Annotated in this window: 16 protein-coding genes; 2 read left to right on the top strand and 14 right to left on the bottom strand. The window is 45.9% G+C overall.

Going from position 1 to position 20,515, the window contains the following annotated elements; genetic code table 11:
* Positions 1 to 478: 478 nt before the first annotated feature.
* The 5 genes from Q5873_RS09340 to Q5873_RS09360 form a co-directional block, all read right to left on the bottom strand.
* On the bottom strand, positions 479 to 1,750 hold the full coding sequence (locus Q5873_RS09340) for a TRAP transporter large permease (RefSeq protein WP_303060539.1): 1,272 nt from the start codon (positions 1,748 to 1,750) through the stop codon (positions 479 to 481).
* Complete coding sequence (locus tag Q5873_RS09345; RefSeq protein WP_303060540.1) at positions 1,737 to 2,366, bottom strand: TRAP transporter small permease; 630 nt, start codon at positions 2,364 to 2,366, stop codon at positions 1,737 to 1,739. The genes Q5873_RS09340 and Q5873_RS09345 overlap by 14 nt, the downstream gene beginning before the upstream one ends.
* 115 nt (positions 2,367 to 2,481) lie before the next feature.
* A complete protein-coding gene (locus tag Q5873_RS09350; RefSeq protein WP_303060541.1) occupies positions 2,482 to 3,495 on the bottom strand; it encodes a TRAP transporter substrate-binding protein in 1,014 nt (337 codons plus the stop codon).
* A gap of 281 nt (positions 3,496 to 3,776) precedes the next feature.
* Positions 3,777 to 5,216: a [FeFe] hydrogenase, group A gene (locus Q5873_RS09355; protein ID WP_028255372.1), complete on the bottom strand. Its 1,440-nt coding sequence runs from the start codon at positions 5,214 to 5,216 to the stop codon at positions 3,777 to 3,779.
* A 246-nt stretch (positions 5,217 to 5,462) separates the two neighbouring features.
* Positions 5,463 to 6,182, bottom strand: a complete 720-nt coding sequence (locus Q5873_RS09360; RefSeq protein ID WP_303060542.1) for a BUD32 family EKC/KEOPS complex subunit — start codon at positions 6,180 to 6,182, stop codon at positions 5,463 to 5,465.
* Between the two features lie 128 nt (positions 6,183 to 6,310).
* On the opposite strand from Q5873_RS09360, the gene Q5873_RS09365 reads away from it, so the two are divergent.
* Positions 6,311 to 7,264: a 2-hydroxyacid dehydrogenase gene (locus Q5873_RS09365; protein ID WP_303060543.1), complete on the top strand. Its 954-nt coding sequence runs from the start codon at positions 6,311 to 6,313 to the stop codon at positions 7,262 to 7,264.
* Between the two features lie 282 nt (positions 7,265 to 7,546).
* Here the strand turns inward: Q5873_RS09365 and Q5873_RS09370 are convergent, their stop codons facing one another.
* The 6 genes from Q5873_RS09370 to Q5873_RS09395 form a co-directional block, all read right to left on the bottom strand.
* Complete coding sequence (locus Q5873_RS09370) at positions 7,547 to 8,017, bottom strand: peroxiredoxin (protein WP_303060544.1); 471 nt, start codon at positions 8,015 to 8,017, stop codon at positions 7,547 to 7,549.
* Between the two features lie 73 nt (positions 8,018 to 8,090).
* A complete protein-coding gene (fabM, locus tag Q5873_RS09375; RefSeq protein WP_205088227.1) occupies positions 8,091 to 8,882 on the bottom strand; it encodes a trans-2-decenoyl-ACP isomerase in 792 nt (263 codons plus the stop codon).
* A gap of 132 nt (positions 8,883 to 9,014) precedes the next feature.
* On the bottom strand, positions 9,015 to 9,395 hold the full coding sequence (locus Q5873_RS09380; RefSeq protein WP_303060545.1) for a MerR family transcriptional regulator: 381 nt from the start codon (positions 9,393 to 9,395) through the stop codon (positions 9,015 to 9,017).
* Between the two features lie 141 nt (positions 9,396 to 9,536).
* Complete coding sequence (gene nifJ / locus Q5873_RS09385; protein ID WP_303060546.1) at positions 9,537 to 13,076, bottom strand: pyruvate:ferredoxin (flavodoxin) oxidoreductase; 3,540 nt, start codon at positions 13,074 to 13,076, stop codon at positions 9,537 to 9,539.
* A gap of 306 nt (positions 13,077 to 13,382) precedes the next feature.
* Positions 13,383 to 14,372, bottom strand: coding sequence for an aminotransferase class I/II-fold pyridoxal phosphate-dependent enzyme (locus Q5873_RS09390; RefSeq protein WP_303060547.1), 990 nt, complete (start codon positions 14,370 to 14,372; stop codon positions 13,383 to 13,385).
* A 121-nt stretch (positions 14,373 to 14,493) separates the two neighbouring features.
* Complete coding sequence (locus tag Q5873_RS09395; RefSeq protein WP_303060548.1) at positions 14,494 to 15,012, bottom strand: LysR family transcriptional regulator substrate-binding protein; 519 nt, start codon at positions 15,010 to 15,012, stop codon at positions 14,494 to 14,496.
* Positions 15,013 to 15,036: 24 nt separating this feature from the next.
* Between Q5873_RS09395 and Q5873_RS09400 the strand changes: the two genes are divergently transcribed.
* On the top strand, positions 15,037 to 16,344 hold the full coding sequence (locus Q5873_RS09400) for an SLC5/6 family protein (protein ID WP_303060549.1): 1,308 nt from the start codon (positions 15,037 to 15,039) through the stop codon (positions 16,342 to 16,344).
* Positions 16,345 to 16,396: 52 nt separating this feature from the next.
* On the opposite strand, the gene Q5873_RS09405 is transcribed toward Q5873_RS09400, so the two are convergent.
* From Q5873_RS09405 to Q5873_RS09415, 3 genes are all read right to left on the bottom strand, one after another.
* Positions 16,397 to 17,692: an amidohydrolase gene (locus Q5873_RS09405; protein ID WP_303060550.1), complete on the bottom strand. Its 1,296-nt coding sequence runs from the start codon at positions 17,690 to 17,692 to the stop codon at positions 16,397 to 16,399.
* A 342-nt stretch (positions 17,693 to 18,034) separates the two neighbouring features.
* Complete coding sequence (gene dcuC, locus Q5873_RS09410) at positions 18,035 to 19,297, bottom strand: C4-dicarboxylate transporter DcuC (protein ID WP_205088233.1); 1,263 nt, start codon at positions 19,295 to 19,297, stop codon at positions 18,035 to 18,037.
* Positions 19,298 to 19,587: 290 nt separating this feature from the next.
* On the bottom strand, positions 19,588 to 20,388 hold the full coding sequence (locus tag Q5873_RS09415; RefSeq protein ID WP_028255383.1) for a MetQ/NlpA family ABC transporter substrate-binding protein: 801 nt from the start codon (positions 20,386 to 20,388) through the stop codon (positions 19,588 to 19,590).
* Between the last annotated feature and the right edge of the window lie 127 nt (positions 20,389 to 20,515).

Consider the following 20,515-nt stretch of genomic DNA (forward strand, 5'->3'; position numbering starts at 1 on the left):
AATAAAAATTATAAAAACTCTATGCGTACTGCTCCGATCGATGGATATGTACAAATAAAAGCAATTTTTACTTTCGAACATTTAATTCATACTATCGAATATGTAATTACTACTATCCAACGCGTAATCAATGACACAAAAGCTAAAAAGTCCCACATATAGATTGATCGGTCACATCTGGAAAATGGATATATAACCAAGAGGGCGACTCATGTCTTAGCGGTCAAGTCTTACGAATGAAATGAATAGATAAAAAAGTATCCTACGATAGCTCTTTGAAGCCCGGTCTTACGAAGGGCATTCTGCATAGCTATCGTAGGATACTTTTTTCTAGCAAGGAGAAGGAAGGAGACTATCAGCATAAGAAACGCTCTTCGATAGACTGAGCTTTCGTTGCTGATAGTCTCCTTTCTTTTGGATGTTCATTCGTCAGACCTGACCTCTGAGATATATGAGTATTGCTTTATTTCATTTCATTCTATTTTATAAACATCATCGTCACCGGATCCACATAGGTCACCAAGGCAAGTACTGCCAGTAGTCCTATAATGGGCCAGAGAATCTTTCGAGACAATAATCCCATGTCTACTTTGGAAATCGCCGAAGCCACAAAAAGATTAATTCCATACGGCGGTGTACAGAACCCAATAGCCAGGTTCATGGTGAGCATAACACCAAAGGTAATGGGATCCATGCCCAGCTTTACCGCTACCGGCAAAAGAATCGGTGACAGAATAATCGTCGCCGGAATATTATCGATAAACATCCCTACCAGTAACAGGAACGCATTGATAAGCAGCAAGATAATAATCCCGTTATCACTGAGACCGGTAATGAACATAGCAATCTTAAGCGGAATTTTTTCCAAGGTTAAGAGCACCGCAAAAGCAGCAGACAGCCCGATCATAAAGGTAGTATCACCGTTTACGTCAATGGCATCGCGAAAGGCTGCATAGGTTTCCTTATAATCCAGCTCCTTATAAATAAAAACACCGACTATCAGCGAATATACAACAGATACAACAGCCGCTTCCGTAGGCGTAAAAATACCACTGTAAATGCCGCCTAAAATAATTACCGGAGACAATATAGCCCAGAAGGCTTCTTTAAAGGCCGTCCAAATTTCCTTTGCACTTTTGCGTTCGTCACTGCCCACATAACCATTCTTCTTCGACACAATGTAACAGACGATCATAAGGGCTACCCCCATGAGCACGCCGGGTAAAATACCGGCCGTAAACATTTTCGTAATAGATGCATTGGCCACGACGCCGTAAATAACAAAGGGAATGCTGGGCGGAATGATAACCCCTATGGTACCGGCTGCTGCGGTAATGGCGGCAGCAAAGGGTTTACTGTAACCATGCTTTACCATTTCCGGAATCATAAAGGCACCTACTGCCGATACAGTCGCCACTGCCGATCCACTGATAGCAGCAAAGAACATACATACCACAATGGTTACCATCCCTAAGCCACCGGTTACATGACCGATAATACTCTGAAAAAAATCTACCAACCGTCGGGCAATCCCGCCGCTGCGCATCAAGTTGCCGGCTAGCATAAAAAAGGGAATGGCCAGTAGCGGAAACGAATCGACACCGGCAATAGCGTTTTGGGCAATAATCATCGGCGACAAGGGCGTAAACACGGCAATAGTAATGACCGTAGCAATACCGATAGCATACCCGATGGGCACGCCGATAAAGAGGAGCACGAAAAAAATACCGAATAAACTAATGGCATCCATACGTCCTCACCTCTCCTTCGCGTCTTGCTGTCTCATTGCCTACGGCCCTTACAATATTTTCCGCATGTGCCTTATCCATGCCTACTTTCGCAGCACCGTGTGACCACTCTTGCAAACGAGCACCGCCAAACGGCGCATCCGGTTCATCACTTCGCCAGTGACCGATAATACCACCGATAAGGCGCAAGCTCAGGATAGCCGCACTTACCGGCAAGGCTGCATACACATACACCAAGGGCAAACGCAACCCCGCGGACAGCACATGACGGGTAATCATGGAATCTACCAACTTGGCACCGGCGTAGAAAAGATATAGATTAAAGCCCAGCCAAATCAGGTCTATACCAGTGCGAATAATCTTATGACTCAATCGGCTTTTAAAAATATCGTAAATAATGTCTACACTGATATGTGATTTACGCCGATACGATACACTGGTCCCTAACCATATTTGCCAAATAAAAATATAACGCGCCACTTCTTCTGACCACACTAAGGACGCATTGAATGCAGCTCGCATGATGATTTGCGACAAAATTAAAATCACATTGACCGCCAAACTTATGATTAATAGCTTTTCTTCAAAGCTGTCATAGTAGGCTATCCATCGCTTCATGCGCATCCCCCTCTCTTTTATTACTAATAAAGGACATGCCTTCGGCGTGTGACGCGGCCTGTACTCCTCGTCACAGGCAATCTGCCACACCACCGAATCACATGTCCCTCGTCATCTATTTATTGTATTTTTCAGCTTTTGCGAAGATATCATTACCGAATTTATTACGATATGTATCATACATGGAGCTTAACGCCGTACGGAAGGCTGCCTTTTCTTCCGCCGTCAACGAGTTCACCTGCATGCCGGCTTCCTGCAATTTCTTAATCGCTTCACCGTTATCCTTTAATTCCATATCACGCTGTTCTTTTACATACGCTTTGGCCGCTTTTACCAATGTATCCTGTTGTTCCTTAGACAAGGAGTCAAACTTGCCCTTATTCATGATAAACGCCAAGAAGTTATGCGTATGCTCATCAAGGGATAAGTATTTCTGTACTTCAAAGAACTTATTGGCCAAAATCAGGCTTGGCGGATTTTCTTCTGCATCCACGGTTCCCTGTTGCAAACCGGTATACACTTCGGTAAAGCTCATCGGCGTCGGGTTAGCACCTAACGTTTTATAATAATCAATGAAAATAGGGCTTTCCATTACGCGCATCTTAATGCCCTGCAGGTCGGCCGGTTTTGCAATAGGCCGTACATTCGTAGTTGTACTGCGCGGTCCATTATAAGTGTACCCCAAATTTACCAAGCCTTTTTCCGCTAGCTTCTTAGTAAAGTAGTCGCCTACTTCACCGTCCATAGCATTGAACGCCGCCTCTGAGCTGGTGAAGAGGTATGGCATGTCCAGTACACCAAAATCGTCAGCATAGGCGGTAAGTACCGAAGTAGACGGCAAAGCAGCATCCAAGGAACCGGTCGCTACGGCTTCCGTCAGTTGTACGTCACCGCCAAGTGCACCGTTCGGATAGATTTCTACCTTCACGCTACCTTTAGTATCTTTTTCCACTGTTTCTTTAAAATGAACGAGTGCTTGGTGTGTGGATCGGTTTTCCGGCTCTACATGCCCGATTTTAATGGTCGTATCCTTACCGGCTCCGGCCTTTTGGTCGCTGGGCCCGCCACAACCAACCAGCAATGTTCCCGTCAGTGTCATAAGCATAGCTACTTTAAGAAACTTTTTCATACCCTACCGCCTCTCTTATTGATATAAAAATACAATCGCTTTTTCTCAATGTACATCTTGTGCTCTATTATACCATCTCAGTAGTACATTCATCAATCCTTTTAGTTATGTATGTTATGTCAATACAGCATAAAATCCCCCTAGACCATAGCAAAGAAATTCCATAGACCTTAGCATAAAAAAATCCCCATAGACAGGTGAACACGTCATGCATTACAGCTGACGTGTTCACCCATCTATGGGAATGTAATGATTACTATCGACCTATCCGAATCGATGTATTAATCTTTTTTAAATTTTGGCGATGTCGGGCATGTTTCCGGCGTTACGTCTTTGCGTACACCGAGATCTCCGCTGCGATCAACATATGTCGTATGCAACAGCTGTTCGGACAATTCACCTAACGGATGACCGAGGAAATCTTCGTAAATCGCTTTGATTTCCGGGTTTTCATAGCTGGAGCGAAGCTTCATAGCTGCATCGTGATTGTAAAGGCCGGTGATGCGTTCGCCTTTTACTTTATCGGCTACCGGCATCTTAACACGCGGCTGTCCGCCGCCACCGATACAACCACCGCGGCAAGCCATCATTTCAACGAAATCATATTCTTTGCCATTGGCTTTCATTTCGTTTAAGAAGTCGCGGATATTTTTACCGCCGTGAACAACAGCTACCTTCAAGGTCTTATCGCCGATAGCTACTTCTGCTTCTTTTACGCCGTCCATACCGCGAACAGCTTCCAGTTTAGTAAGCGGTTCCGGAGACGGTTCTTTGCCGGTAATGAATTTATAGGCCGTACGCATGGCTGCTTCCATAACGCCGCCGGTGTTACCGAAGATAACCCCGCCACCACTGGCTGCACCGATGTATTTATCAAATTCGGAGTCTTCCACCGCCGTAAAGTCTACATTTTCATCGCGCAACCACTGTGCAAATTCGCGAGTAGTCAAGCAGTAATCCGTGTCGCGCAAATCGTCACGACCCCAGTATTCAGCCGATTTATTCTGTTCCGGACGACGGATTTCAAATTTCTTTGCCGTACACGGTGCCACACTGACGGACACGATGTTAGCCGGATCGATATTCATATTTTTAGCAAAATACGTCTTCAATGCAGCCGCTTCCATAGCGATGCAGCTACGAGTCGTAGAAATATGAGACGTATATTCTGGGAAATAGGTTTCACAGAACTTTACCCATGCCGGGCAGCAGCTGGTGAACTGCGGTAATTTACCGTGACCGTGTAACACACGTTCAATAAGCTCACTGGCTTCTTCCATGATGGTAAGGTCTGCGCCAAAGTTAGTATCTACCACATAGTCGGCTCCCAATGCACGAAGAGCACCAACCATTTTGCCTTCCAAATACGTACCCGGTTCATAACCGAATTCTTCGCCGATACCTACGCGCACAGCCGGAGCTGTCTGGATAACGACAATTTTATTCGGGTCTGCAATAGCTGCTTTTACTTCATCAAGCTCCGTGCGTTCATACATAGCACCGAACGGACAAGCGGCTGCGCACTGACCGCAGTGAATACAAATCGGATTGTCACCGGTGGATTCTAAATCATAGTAGTCCAATACGCTCATCACATCGGCACAAGCACGACGGCATAGCGTACAGTTCTTACATTTGTCAAGATCATGGATAATAGCAATGTTGTCTTCAGCGATCGGCACACGGCGATCAATATGCTGGAATCGACTTTCGAAACTCATTTTGCACCTCACATAAGAATTCAGATATACTAGTTATGTATATAATAGACGGACAGTCTCTATCGACTTATCCGTAAGTCGCACATGAGAGATGTACGTGTTATCATTATATTACCCCATAAAAAGCGTTTTAGAAAATGCTTTTTATGCATATAGAGCCATTGTTTGACGCATACTTCTTTTTCATTAATAATCTATCTCAACTAACAGGTACATCACCTCATTGTAGCTGTGTAATGTACCCTTTCATCGTGCCAAAAAGAGAGCCACTGCCATAGCAATCGACCGCCAATCAACACCGCCCGTAGTCTGTGTTTTGCCGATATACTCAAAAATCGTCCGATGCGCATGTACATAATTGCGCACCTGCTCATACAGTCGTCGCCCTTCCGTTACACTGCAGTACCCATCCAGAGCCGCTTCTAATGCATAGCGTTTATCAATTTCTTCACGGAAGTACCCTTGAACAAAGAGGAACAAATCTATGAAGCGATTGTCAATCCAAGGGATGGTGTATGTATTCTCCCAATCGACGAAGGCGATCTCTTTTGTTACGTCATCATAAATAATATCGCGCGCCGCCGGTCTTCCATGTACATAACCGCCTGCATGAAGTGTAGCCAGCCCGCGTCCGGCCGCATAAAAAGCCTCTGTTATAAGCTCCTTCGCATCGGGTCGCCGTAAGATTTCATTAAGCGGACGTCCACCGGCCTTCGTCACCATAAACTGTGCCGTGCCGATAATCACCTCCGGAGCCAATCTAAACCGTGTATACACATCCTGCATGCGCTGCACTTCAGTAAAAAATGTATCGTTTCCCCATCGCAGCGCCCAACGCTTATGCTTCATATGCTGCTTAACAAAATATGTATTTCCTTCATAGGTAAAAGGAAATACCCGCTTATCTCCATTCATCCGACAGGCCACTGCCACCGCATCATATAATCCGCGACTATCCCTAGTCATATGCTCACTGCCTTTCTATTATTTTCAAAACTTGCCCTCAGTCCCATTGCTGTTTTATAATAAACCCATAACATTAGAAAAATAATGTAATCTACAATTTAGTAGCATACTGCAGAGAGAGGTGTACTATGAAACTAGTCATTATGGAACCGTTAGGCGTGGTACCGACGTTGGTAGATGAATTATCGGCACCGCTAAAAAAAGCCGGTCACGAGGTAGTTTATTATACTACAAAAGAAACTGACCAAGCAAAATTATTCGATCGTGTAAAAGATGCAGACATCATCATGTTGGCCAACCAGCCTTTGTCCGGTGACATCATTCGCCGCTGTCCGAATTTAAAAATGCTGTCCGTTGCCTTTACCGGTGTGGACCATGTTGATTTAGCCGCCTGCCAAGAACGAAACATTACCGTATGCAATGCTGCCGGTTATTCCACCAATGCCGTAGCAGAGCTTGCCTTCGGACTTGCCATCGCTACGATTCGCAACATTGTTCCTTGTGATGACCGCACTCGTCACAGCGGCACCAAAGATGGCCTGGTAGGTTTTGAATTATTTGGCAAAACCTTCGGTATCGTAGGTACCGGTGCTATTGGCAGCCGCGTTGCTGAAATTGCCTTAGCCTTCGGTTGCAAGGTTATCGCCTATAGCCGTACGCAAAAGCCCGACCTAGTAGCCAAGGGCGTTACTTATGTTACGCTAGACGAACTCTTCCGTACCGCCGACTTTGTTTCCCTGCATACACCGTTAACAGCAGATACTAAAAACCTCGTTAACGCCGATCGCATAAACAGCATGAAGTCCACTGCGGTACTTATCAACACAGCACGCGGTCCCGTAGTTGACAGTCAGGCGCTGGCCAATGCCCTTAACGAAGGTCGCTTGGCAGCTGCCGGTATCGATGTATTTGAAATCGAACCGCCTATCGATCCGGCCCATCCGTTATGCCATGCTAAAAATACGGTAGTCACACCGCACATTGCCTTCGCCAGCAAGGAGGCCTTGGAAATTCGCGCCGGCATCGTCTTTGATAACATCACGGCGTGGATGGGTGGCAAGCCGCAAAATCTTGTAAAATAATATACTATCGTTAAAAGAAATGACTGCGTATGTATCGACGCTCTGCGTCGTCGTTCTATGCAACACCTCTCTTAAGAGGCACGCTTTACAAGAAATACTACAACAAAAGGAGATGAATCCCATTGGGATTTCATCTCCTTTTTATATGTTATGTCAGTACGTGCACACCATCGCTTCTATATGCCTCACATAGTATGCCCAATGTATAAGACCTATAAAACCTAAACGATAATCATCTGCGATATGCACCGTCCATACGTGCGCTGTGCCTCAGACGCGCCATTACTCGGCTATGCCTAAGTCGGCCAATAATTTACCTACATGCTCTTTTGCTTTTACACCACGATACTCACCGGTGATAGTGCCTGTTTCATCAATAAGAAACGTCGAGCGCTCGATACCGATAGATACCTTGCCGTACAATTTCTTTTCCTTCATAACGCCGAAGGCTTGGCATAAGGTTTCCTCCGTGTCTGCCAACAGCATAAAACGCAAACCATATTTAGCCTTAAAGTTAACATGGCGTTTCACCGTATCACGACTTACGCCGATAACAGTGTAGCCTGCTGCCGCTAAGCGATCATAGGCTTCGTTAAATTGCTGCGCCTCTACGCTGCATCCCGGTGTATTGTCTTTCGGATAAAAATAAAGCACTGTCTTTTGTCCTTGCAGGTCCTGTTCCGTTACTTTTTTTACTTCATCGGAAAGAACGGAAAACGCTGGTACCTTAGTGCCCACTACATTTTCTGCCATGCCTATCCCTCATTTCTTTACACATCATCAAACTCACATAGCCCGGTGTATTATCAAATGCTTACTTCTGTGATTATTTTCCCTGGAAGTTCGGACGACGACGTTCTGCGTAAGCCCGTACACCTTCTTTGAAATCTTCGGAGAAGCCCAACGAAGTCTGCAATTCTACTTCCAGCTTTACATATTCTTCCCAGTTTGTAAAGAAGCTGGCCCACATCATTTCCTTCATCGCCTTGAAGGAAAGCTCCGGTCCCTTAGCCAATCGCGTGCATAAGCGCGCCGTAGTGCGCTCTAACAATTCCGGTTCGCACACCTTATACACAAAGCCGTATTCTTTGGCTTTGTCTGCGGTTACCGCTTCACCGGTCATAGCTAACTGCATGGCACGATTGATGCCTACGGCACGGGTCAGAAGGTACATCCCACCTGCATCCGGTGCTAAGCCAACATTAACAAAGGCCTGAATAAAACGGCTGTTAGTCGAGGCGATGCACATATCCGCAGCAAGAACCATATTAAATGCCGCACCGGCTACCGCACCATCCGTGCTCATCACTACCGGTTTAGACATTTTTTTCATGGCGAAGGAAATTTGCATAACCAATTCGGCAATTTCCACCAAGGCCTGCTGATCATTTGCTTCTACAGCACGCTTCATCTCGGTAAGGTCACCGCCTACGGAAAACACTTTGCCGTTTGCATTAATGAGCAACACACGTACCTCTTTGTTTGCTTCCGATCGTTCGATAGCATCCAAAATTTCTTTACACATGTCTACGTTAAAGCCGTTTTGCACTTCCGGACGATTGAAAGTGATAGTAGCAATCTTGTTTTCTACCGTATACAAAATACCTTTGTAATCCATTTACTTCTCCATTCCGGGCCGTCCAGCGACCAGTCAACACTATATCTACGAATATCAATATAGACTAGTATACCCTTTTTTAGGAAAAATGTAAAAGGTCTAATTAGTACAACATCAGCCTTTCAATTCGTTTTACTTCTTTGGCCAGGTAAGCATACCCGTTCGCACAGCTTCCTCATAGCGACTGATCTTATAGTCCAACAGATCCAAGGTCTCTTCGATGTGTCGTTTTTGTTCCAACAGCTCTTCTCGACGCTCCGCCAAAAGATCGCGGCGCGCTTCAATGGTACTGTCGCCTTCGCGGAACAGTTTTACATATTCGATTAAGGATTCCACCGGAAGCCCGGCAGATCGCATACACTTCGCCAGCTCTACCCAACCCAGGTCTTCTTCTTGATAATCGCGAATCCCCCCAGCCGTTCGCGTTACCGGCGGAATCATGCCCACCCGTTCATAGTAGCGCAATGTGTCCTGCGATAATCCATATTGTTTACTTACCTCTGCAATTGTCATATCATCGCCCCCTTTTTAACGAAAAATCGGAATCGCCACGCGGGCGTGCGGGGAAGCGGCCCAATCATGTGATTCCGATTTTCCTATGATTACATTGTATACCTGGGAGTTAACTCCAAGTCAAGCATCTGTCTTACATTCTTATTCTTGCGGTGCCAACGCCTGTTGCATACGCACATAGGATTGACGACGTTCGTGGGCATCGGCTTCCGTTTTTTGGAACAATTCCTCCGCCACTTCCGGGAAGGAACGTGCTAGCGAGGAGTAACGTACTTCACCCATGAGGAAATCACGGAAGCTTTCCGTCGGTTCCTTCGAATCCAGACTGAACGGATTTGTCCCCGTGCCACGTAGTGCCGGGTTGTAGCGATATAAATCCCAATAGCCACAGGCAACAGCACGCCGTGCTTCTTCCTGACTCTTGCCCATGCCTGCTTTTATGCCATGATTAATACACGGTGCATACGCAATAATGAGGGACGGTCCCGGATAGGCTTCTGCTTCGCGAATTGCTTTAAGAAGCTGATTCTTATCGGCGCCCATGGCTACCTGTGCTACATACACATACCCGTAAGACATAGCCATCATGCCTAAATCTTTTTTCTTCGTCCGTTTGCCCGCTGACGCAAACTGTGCTACCGCTGCCGTATGTGTTGCCTTCGATGCCTGACCACCCGTATTGGAGTACACTTCCGTATCGAGCACCAAGACATTGACATCCTCACCAGCCGCTAGCACATGATCGATGCCGCCATAACCGATATCATAGGCCCAACCGTCACCGCCTACAATCCACTGCGACGGTTTGACAAGAAGGCGCTTTTCTTTTTTAATATGCATTAATGCTTGACGCACCGCATCGCTTATCGAAGCACATTCCAACGCAGCCGTTACCGCCGCTAAGGCCCGATCGGCCCGCACGCGCGTATCGGTACCGTCATACATGCTATCCTTCCAAGCCGTTAACGCCTCTTTTACTTCGCCATCCAACGATGGTACTACGGTTTCTACAATAGTCGCTAATTGTTTACGCTGTTTATCCGTACCGCTGAACATACCGAAACCAAATTCTGCATTATCTTCGAAAAGCGAGCTGGCCCATGCCGGTCCCTGTCCTTTAGCATTGACCGTATATGGATTACTTGGCATGGAGCTGCCCCATACAGAGGAACATCCGGAGGCATTGGCCACGATCATGCGATCACCGAACAACTGCGTGATTAATTTAACATACGGCGTTTCACCGCAACCGGCACAAGCACCGGAGAACTCGAGCAACGGTGTTTCAAATTGACTGCCCTTCACGGTAAATTTATTCATCGGATTGTCTTTATCCGCTACACTAAGACCGTAATCCCAGAGTGGCTGCTTTACTACTTCTTCGTCAAAGGGCTTCATGACAAGAGCTTTCCCCTTTGGTGCCGGACAAATATCTGCGCAGTTACCACAACCAAGACAGTCCATGGTATTCACGGAAATGCGGAATTCCAAGCCGTTAGCCCCTAATGCCGGTACGGTTTCAAAGCCATCGGGAGCCTTTGCTACTTCATCGTCCGATGCCAATACGGGACGAATCGTTGCATGAGGACATACAAAGGCGCATTGATTACACTGGATACAATTCTCCTTAATCCAGTGCGGTACCGTTAGCGATACACCGCGCTTTTCATAAGCCGCCGTTCCCGGCGGGATAACGCCGAAGGTGAGATCCTTAAACACGCTGACCGGCAAGTCATATCCCTTCTGACTGTTAATGGGGCGCAAAATACTATCCACAAACGGAACGCCCGTATCCTCTACCTTAATTTCATCCACAGCATCCGCCCAAGACGGTGGTACCGGCACAGCCTGCACTTCACTGACACCGCGTTCCAAGGCAGCTCGGTTCATAGCCACTACGGCATCACCTTTATTGCCGTATGTTACTTCAATGGATTTGCGCAAGGCAGCTACCGCATCGTCCAAAGGCATAACATCGGTAAGCTTGAAGAATGCACCTTCACATACCATATTAATGCGATTGCCAAGACCGATTTCTTCAGCGATACCGGCCGCATTAATAATGTAAAAATGAATGTGCCGCTGCGCCAAAATACGTTTCACCCTAGCCGGCAATTTATCTTCCAATTCTTCCGGCGACCACGTACAGTTAAGCAAGAAGGTGCCACCGTCCTTAATATCACCGAGAACATCGTAAGTATTTACATAGGATTGTCGATGTACAGCGATAAAGTCGGCATGGCGAATCAAATACGGCTTTTCTATGGGCTTGTCGCTAAAACGCAAATGTGAAATGGTAACACCGCCGGACTTCTTCGAATCATAGGCAAAGAACGCCTGTACATAGGAGTCTGTCAAATCGCCGACTACCTTAATCGCACTTTTATTGGCCCCTACGGTTCCATCCGATCCAAAGCCCCAGAATTTACAAGACCTGATCTTCTGACCGGCTGCGGCAAATGCTTCTCCCCGCGGCAATGACAGGTGAGTGACATCATCCACAATGCCTACTGTAAACGGGTGCTGTGGTTCTTTCGATTGCAAGTTACGTACGATGGCGACTATGTCTTCAGGAATTACATCATGACCGGCTAATCCGTATCGACCGGCGATAACGCGAATCTGTCGACCGCTTTGTGCGATAGCCGCTTGCACATCCAAGAATAACGGTTCACCCATCGAGCCCGGTTCTTTTGTACGATCGATTACGGCTATGCGCTGTACACTGGCGGGCAAGACGCGCAGCAAATGTTCTACCGAGAACGGGCGGAACAGATGCACCGTAATAGCACCTACCTTTTCACCGCGTTTTACCAATTCTCGCACTACTTCATTAATGGTTTGCGTAGCCGATCCCATAGCGACAATAACATCCGTTGCATCCGGTGCGCCGGTGTAGGTAAACAGATGATAATCTCGACCTGTGCGGGCATTGATTTCCTGCATATAGTCTTCTACAATATGCGGCAATGCATTGTAGTAACCATTCTGTGCTTCCCGATGAACAAAGTACACATCATCATTTTCAAGGGCACCGCGCACACTGGGATTATCTACGTGCATCGCACCGGCTCTGAACTGCGCCAATGCTTCTTGATCCACCAAATCCTTCAGCTCATCATACCCTAACACTTCCACCTTTTGAATTTCATGGGACGTACGGAACCCTTCAAAGAAATTGATAAACGGAACACGCCCCTTTAACGCCGATAAGTGAGCGACTGCACTGAGATCCATAACCTCCTGCACACTGCCTTCTACCATCATGGCACAGCCGGTAGCACGACAGGCCATCACATCTTGAAAGTCACCAAATATACTGAGTGCATGCGTGGATAACGCCCTTGATGCTACATGAATCACGCCCGGCAATAACTGACCGGCTAGTTTATATAAATTCGGTATCATCAAAAGTAAGCCTTGGGATGCCGTATAGGTTGTGGTTAGCGTCCCTGTTTGTAGTGCACCGTGAACAGCTCCGGCTGCCCCGCCTTCATGTTCCATTTCAATTACTTTTACCGGATGACCGAACATATTCTTTTTGCCTTTGGCTGCCCATTCATCAACCAGCTCCGGCATCGGAGACGATGGGGTAATCGGATAAATCGCCGCTAATTCTGTAAAACCATAGGAAATATAGGCAGCTGCATAGTTGCCGTCCATTGTTTGCATTCTACGCATACGAATCCTCCTCCGGCAATACCTATTGCCGTTACTACAACAAACCAATAAACCTGACATCCCGGTGACTCGCCAAACCAATGCTGCAACCCTACAACAACGATCATCGGAATATGCGCGCATCCGATTACCCAGTTACGACCGTATCCAAAACCAAAGAAAATTACATAACCACATAATTCAAATGCCTATAGTATATAATTTACCACTTACATCGAAAGTCCTCTTTGTATACAAGATACTTGCTATGCTTTTTTGTCATTTTTATTTATTCATGTGTATACACTCCACAGACACTCCCTGCAATCAACGACAGGCATCTAAGGCTTGTGTTAAATCGGCAATAATATCTTCCGGCTCTTCCAACCCTACGGAGAGGCGTACCAAACCTTCACTAATACCAGCTTCCGCCAACTCTTCCTTAGTATAAGTGGAGTGAGTCATGGACGCAGCATGTTCAATCAATGTTTCTGCATCACCAAGCGATACGGCCAATCGACACAACTCTACGTGATTTAATAAGGACTTGCCCGCTTCAAAACCACCTTGCAATTCAAAGGAAATCATCCCTCCTGGTAAGCGCATTTGCTTATTAGCCAATTCGTATTGTGGGAACGACACTAAGCCCGGATAATTCACTTTTGTCACTGCCGGATGCTGTGCCAAGAATTCCGCTACCTTCTGTGTACTGGCGGAGTGACGCTCCATACGCAGCTGTAATGTTTTCATGCCTCGTGCCAATAAAAAGGCATCAAACGGACTCAATACAGATCCTGTCATATCCTTGATACCCACCAGTCGCACTTGGGTAATAAAATCTGTAGTACCGCACACGGCTCCGGCAATCACATCACCATGACCATTTAAATATTTTGTAGCAGAATGAAGCACCACATCGGCACCCAGTGTCAACGGCTGTTGAATGTAAGGCGTGCAGAATGTATTATCTACCATAACCATGGCATTCGATGCTTCATGAGCCAACGTACTTACCGCCTTAATATCAATAAGCTTTAACGTAGGATTGGCAGGCGTTTCCAAATACACAACGCGCGTATTTTTTCGCAATGCCTTGCGCACCGCATCAAGATCGCTCATATCTACCAAGGTTACTTCAATACCGAACTTTGTCAGCCCATGCATCAACAAGGCAAAGGTGCAACCATATAAAGTATCACTGGCCAATACATGATCACCGCATTTGAGCGCCGTCAATGCGCCGAATGTATTTTCACTGTGTCCTCCATGGATGGCTCTCGTTGCAAATCCTCGTTTAACCAATGTATTGCGTTTCATAATAAATACCTCCTTCAACATACTGGGTTGTTTCTTGATTTCAGCATATCATGAAGGAGTTTTCTTTACTAATATTCATAAACTGTAACGTTCCATAGCTTTAAACTATGGAACGTTACAGTTACACCGGATGACAACGTCGTAACGCTTCATCAAGGCATGCAATATATTGTTGAACCGCCTCATCGAGAATGGCATTGCGCAAATGAATGCGTCCGATTGTCATTGTGTCAAAGCAACCACTGATGGGAATCGAAATGATATCCTCCCCTACCATGTCAGGACAAATACATCCCGTTCCTATGTTAAACGCATCCGTCGTACGGATTACGCTGAGCATACCTGAGCGATCCGTTACAAAAATTTGTTTAGTCGATACTTTATCAGCAAACACAATTTCCTCCGAATACTGCTCCGAGTCCGATCGCTGATCATATTGTATATACGGATATTTTTTCAGCTCATGAATGGACACCGATGTACGAGAAGACAACGGATGCCCTTTACGGATATAAATCTGAGGCGTATACTCACCTAGTGGTGTAAATACAATTCCTTTCTGGTGAAAGAGACGCGTTAAAAACCGTATTAATTTTAAAACCCTTTTTTCTATTTTCAGTACGTACTGTTCACTTACCACTCATTTCAAAGGAGGCGACTATCCATGAACTCTCATACGTCTGCAGTACCTGCTTCACCACCTATATCAACACCAAAGGCCATGTCTGCCCATGAGTGGCAGGAAGCCATTCGCTTTGATGCCGTTGACCGCGGCTGGATTATCATGAGTATCGGCATGGCTATCGGTGCAGGGATTGTCTTTTTACCGGTTCAAGTTGGTGTCGTCGGTCTATGGGTCTATTTACTATCTGCCGTTATAGGCTACCCGGCACTGTATTTATTTCAGCGCCTCTTCGTCAACACCTTGGCCTTGTCACCGAAATGTGAGGACTACCCGACAGTCATCGGACAATACTTAGGAAAAAATTGGGGCCTCCTCTTAGGTCTGCTTTACTTCATTATGATTGTTATAAGTCTCTTTTGCTATTCTACAGCAATCACCAATGACAGCGCTGCCTTTTTATATACATTTCACGTCACCGATACTTCATTGGCCTCGAACCCCTGGTACGGACTCTGCGTTATTATTCTTTTAGTTGCACTGGCTGCCCAAGGAGAAAAGCTAATCTTTAAAATTTCTACCGGCTTAGTCATTACCAAACTATTTGCCATCATCATTTTGGGGTTATGTATGGCACCGTATTGGTCCTTGCAAAATATTTCTTCCCTTCCTTCGGTAACCGATGGTCTCTATCAAGCCTTTCACATGTTACCACTCACATTGACCTCGATTTTATTTATGCAAACCTTAAGTCCCATGGTTATCTCCTATCGCGCTCACCACCAATCAATCGCCGTAGCACGACATAAGGCATTGCGTGCCATGAACATTTCTTTCGGCATTTTATTTACTGCCGTTTTCTTCTTTGCGCTTTCCTTTACCTTTGCCATGAGCCATGATCAAGCCGTCATGGCTGCGGAGCAAAATATTTCTGCCTTGGCCATTGCCGCTCGTGAAATTGATGGCGATACGGTAAAGGTACTGAGCCTGTTGCTGAATATTTTTGCCATCACCACTGCCTTTTTCGGCGTCTTTCTGGCATTCAAAGAAGGCTTCCGCGGTATGCTCCTCAATCTATTGCGTCGTCTCATAACACCAACGGATATGCACTATCGCCTCGTTGCTGTGGTTACTTTAATCGTCGGCGTAGCCGTATCTTGGCTGGCTGTATATCTTAACATTCCCGTCATTCGCCTGCTCACCTATATGGGTCCTATCATGGGAATTCTCGGCTGCTTCTTACCTGTATATTTGGTATATAAAGTACCGGCCTTGGCGCAACTGAAAGGAGCTACACTCTGGTTCATCGTTGCTGCGGGACTGCTGTTATCCGCCTCTCCTTATTTATAAAATAACGACCGTTGTCCTTTGGGTCTCCCCTTAGGTACAACGGTCGTTTTATTTATTTAAGATATGTCTCTGCTACTCGTCCTAACCAGGCAATGCCATTAATCATATCCACTTCTTCAATATTAAATTTAGGATTGTGATGCGGTGCGGGAATCGCCGATCCAAGTACCATATAGGTACCGCGCCCACCATTCGCTATGACGCGTTCCAGGAAAAAGGCACAGTCTTCACTGCCCCCGCCGGAATATACCAGCGGTGCCTCTTTGAAAATACCGCTATCCTGTGCCAGCTTTTGAATTTCCAAAGCCAATGATTCCGTATTCTGTCCTGCCGGAGCTCCGCCTACTTCTTCGGTAGTCACAGATATGTCGTACATTACGGCAGCGCCTTTCAAAATCTGTAAGACTCTTTCTTTAATGTAATCATTAATCTCCGTTGTCTCACCGCGAGTTTCAATTTTGAGTACTGCCGTATCAGGAATTACATTGCGTCCCGTACCGGCATTGAGAACACCTACATTAATGCGCGATGCTCCTTGAGAATGACGGGAAATGGCCTGTAAATTAAGTGCTGCCGTACAAGCGGCGAGCAACGCATTTTTACCGAGTTCCGGTGACCCACCGGCATGCGAAGAGTATCCGGTAAACGTAGCATCCAGCTTGGTGGTAGCCAAGAAGCCCGGATTCATGCACGCCAGGCAGCCGGATAACTTTTTATCAAAACCAATGTGCATACCGAAAAATATATCTACATCATCCACTACACCGGCATCGCGCATAGCTTTTGCACCGCGCACCCCTTCTTCGGCAGGTTGCAGGATAAGTTTGAAGGTCCCCTTTAAGGTATCTTTTTTCATGGCTACATATTCGGCCAAACCTAACGCCATCGTCAAATGCGCATCATGACCGCAAGCATGCATGGCTCCGTGGTGGCAGGAAGCAAAACCTTCTTGATTAGGAAAATGGCCGGGATCATCGGACTCAATAACATCATTGGAATCGATATCCGCGCGGAAGCCAACCACAGGACCGCCGGGTTGGCATTGCATGGTAGCTACCATGCCGGTAAAGCCGTAGCCCATCTTTTCTACCCACTTTGGATTGGCGCCTTCTGCAATAGCTCGATCCATAGCAGCCTTCATCGCTTCTCGGCTGGGCAAACCCATGCGTGAGTCTGCTTTGACCACCTCTTCACCTACAACGAGCGTAAAGCCGAGTTCTGTCAAACGGTCTGCTGCCATAGCTGCCGTGCGATATTCCAACCAGGCCGGTTCCGGATGCTTATGTAAATCACGACGCATAGCAATAAACCGCTCTTTATTTTTCTGTGCAAATTCAATACTGTTCATGGGTATCTCTCCTTTGTCAATCGACGGACTATATCAATCTACGGGCTGCCCGCCGACAGTCCTCTGTTATTATCATTGTAATAGTTATTGTCATACTCATAGTTGTTGTCATAACCATAGCTATTGTCATACTCATAGCCATTGTCATACTCATAGCCATCTACAGTTAAAAGGGAGGCGGATTGCCATCCCCCTCCCCATGTATACGCGCTATAATTATAAACGACCGCATACGTAATCTATAGTCATAAACCATACATAGTCTTACATGGTCTATGCGTTTACACGTTTAACTATTTTATACGCTTACATAGTGTATACTCTTACTCCTTTTCTTAGAACTTAGAATAAGAAAATTAACGTGATAGTCCCCAATAGCATAGGAATAATATTGCGCTTTGTCAACTCTACCGGCGATACCTTAGCCAGTCCCGCACATACAATAGCCGCCCCGGCTACCGGCGAAGCCGAACGACCTACGGCACCGGCAATCTGTGCCAAGGAACCAAGGTCAATAATCGTCATACCGAAGTTAGCTGCATGCGGTGTAATGGCTCCGTTAAACGCTAACGCCGCCGCATCACCGGAACCGCTGAGAATGGCAATGGCAAAAGGACCAAAGGCACCGGCCACTTTGGCAATGGATTCGGATCCCTTCATCACCTCAATCAACGACTGTGTCAGCCCTACCGACTGCATACCGAAGGTAAATACGGCGGCCGCTACGATAAGGCCCATAACATTTCCGTATGCACTGCCCATACCGTTAAAGAATTCCTTTGTCACATCTTGTGGATTCGAGCGCGTTACAATAATTCCCAACGCACAACCAATAAGCATGGCCTCGGATACGCCCATCGTCGGTAAGATGCCAACCGATTTACTTCCCAATACAAGGAGAATAAGCGGTACTAACGGTACCAGTGCATATAACGGATTAACTTTTATTTTACCGATAGTCGCTTCTTCCTCTTTCAGCAATGCTTCACGGCGACTTTCTTCTGCCCCTTCCTTGCGGATAATAGCAATAATGGTCAATGCCGCAATCACTACCAGAGAGGCAATAATGGCCTGCTGTGCTTCGCTCATGATAACCGTCATAACATCTACATTGGCCAGCTTGGCAATAAAAGGATTATGCGAGGTCCCCGGGCTGATAGCACTGCCCCAAGTACCGGCTAAGACTGCGGAGCCTGCCATTGCCGGATGCACACCGGCACCGATTAGCGTGGGAATTAAAATACTTCCTACTGCAGCAGCACAACCGGCCGCACTGGGGATAGCAATGTTAATCCACCACGTCAGCAAAATAGCCAGCGGTATAATAATAGCATGACTCTTCGTGATAACTCCGGATAAGGAATGAATCAAATGCTTATCACATTCCGTATATTTCATAACAAAAGAAAAGCCCATAACCGTACAAATCGTTGGCACCAAGGTTCCATGCACCATAGTTTTATTAAAAGCCGTAACCATGCCGCCCAGTTGTCCACCGGCAAAGGCCATCAATGTCCCTGCCACCAAGAGCACCAACCGGGCATCGTACTTTTTAACAATACCTATAATTGTTAACAGTACTACTAAACCACCGAAATATGCCATAGCACACCTCCACTTGAAAGAAACTAAAAAGAATATAAATAAACATTAATTGAATATTTATATCATTAATTGTATTGTATCATGGAAGTGTTTTAAATTCTATAGAATAAGTGTATTTTACAGCAGTAAAAGCATTCTAATAATGCAATCATAGATTCGTTTATGTACTTCCTATATTTTGGGGAACAATAAAAAAGAACGACCGAGAAAACTTCACAGCATCTTTTCTTACGAAAAAACTATGCCGGGTATCTCGGTCGATCCTTTACATTCCCTACCCCTACTTAGTATTAGAAGGCAGGGATAATCGATCCTTTAAAGGTATCTTCAATGAATTTTTTTGTTCCCTCAGACTGATATACAGCGAGGAGCTTCTTAATAGTTTCGTTATCCTTATCGGCTTCACGAACGACAAAGACGTTAGCATACGGAGAGTCTTTGCTTTCTACAACAACGGCGTCCTTCAATGGATTAAGACCTGCATTTAACGCGTAATTCGTATTTACGCAAGCAATGTCCACATCATTCAAGGAGCGAGCAATCTGTGCTGCTTCCAGTTCTTTAATCTGCAACTGTTTAGGATTGCTGGTGATGTCAGCTACCGTAGATTTCGGCGAACCGCCATCCTTCAAAGTAATAAGTCCGGCCTGCTGTAACAAGAGCAATGCACGGCCGCCGTTAGTCGGATCGTTCGGAATCGCTACGGTAGCACCGTTCGGCACTTTTGTTAAATCTTTATAGTTATTAGAATATAATCCCATCGGCAAGAGAATCGTTTTGCCGATAGATACAAGCTTCATGCCACCATTTTTTACCATGTTATCAAGATACGGCTGATGCTGGAAGGAGTTTGCTGAAAGCTCCTTATTTTCCAACGCCCGGTTAGGCTGAACATAATCATTAAACTCAACAACCTTAACCTTTAATCCTTGCTTTTCCGCTTCTTTGGCCACATAGTCCATTACCTGTGCATGCGGCCCTGCCGTGACACCGACAGTAATTTCTTTATTGTCACTGCCGGAACTACCACATCCGGCCAAAAGCAACGCAAAGGATGCTACTAGAGTCAATGCTAACACTAATTTTTTCATACCCAAACTCCTTCTTTCTTACGAAAAACTCTCTGACTTTTTATCTCCGGTTCTATATACACAAGGTTCTCTTTTTTCTCTTTACTTTTTCTCTTTACTTTTTCTCTTTACTTTTTCTCTTTACTTT

This window comes from Veillonella magna (assembly GCF_959600285.1).
Lineage (GTDB): Bacteria > Bacillota > Negativicutes > Veillonellales > Veillonellaceae > Veillonella_A > Veillonella_A magna.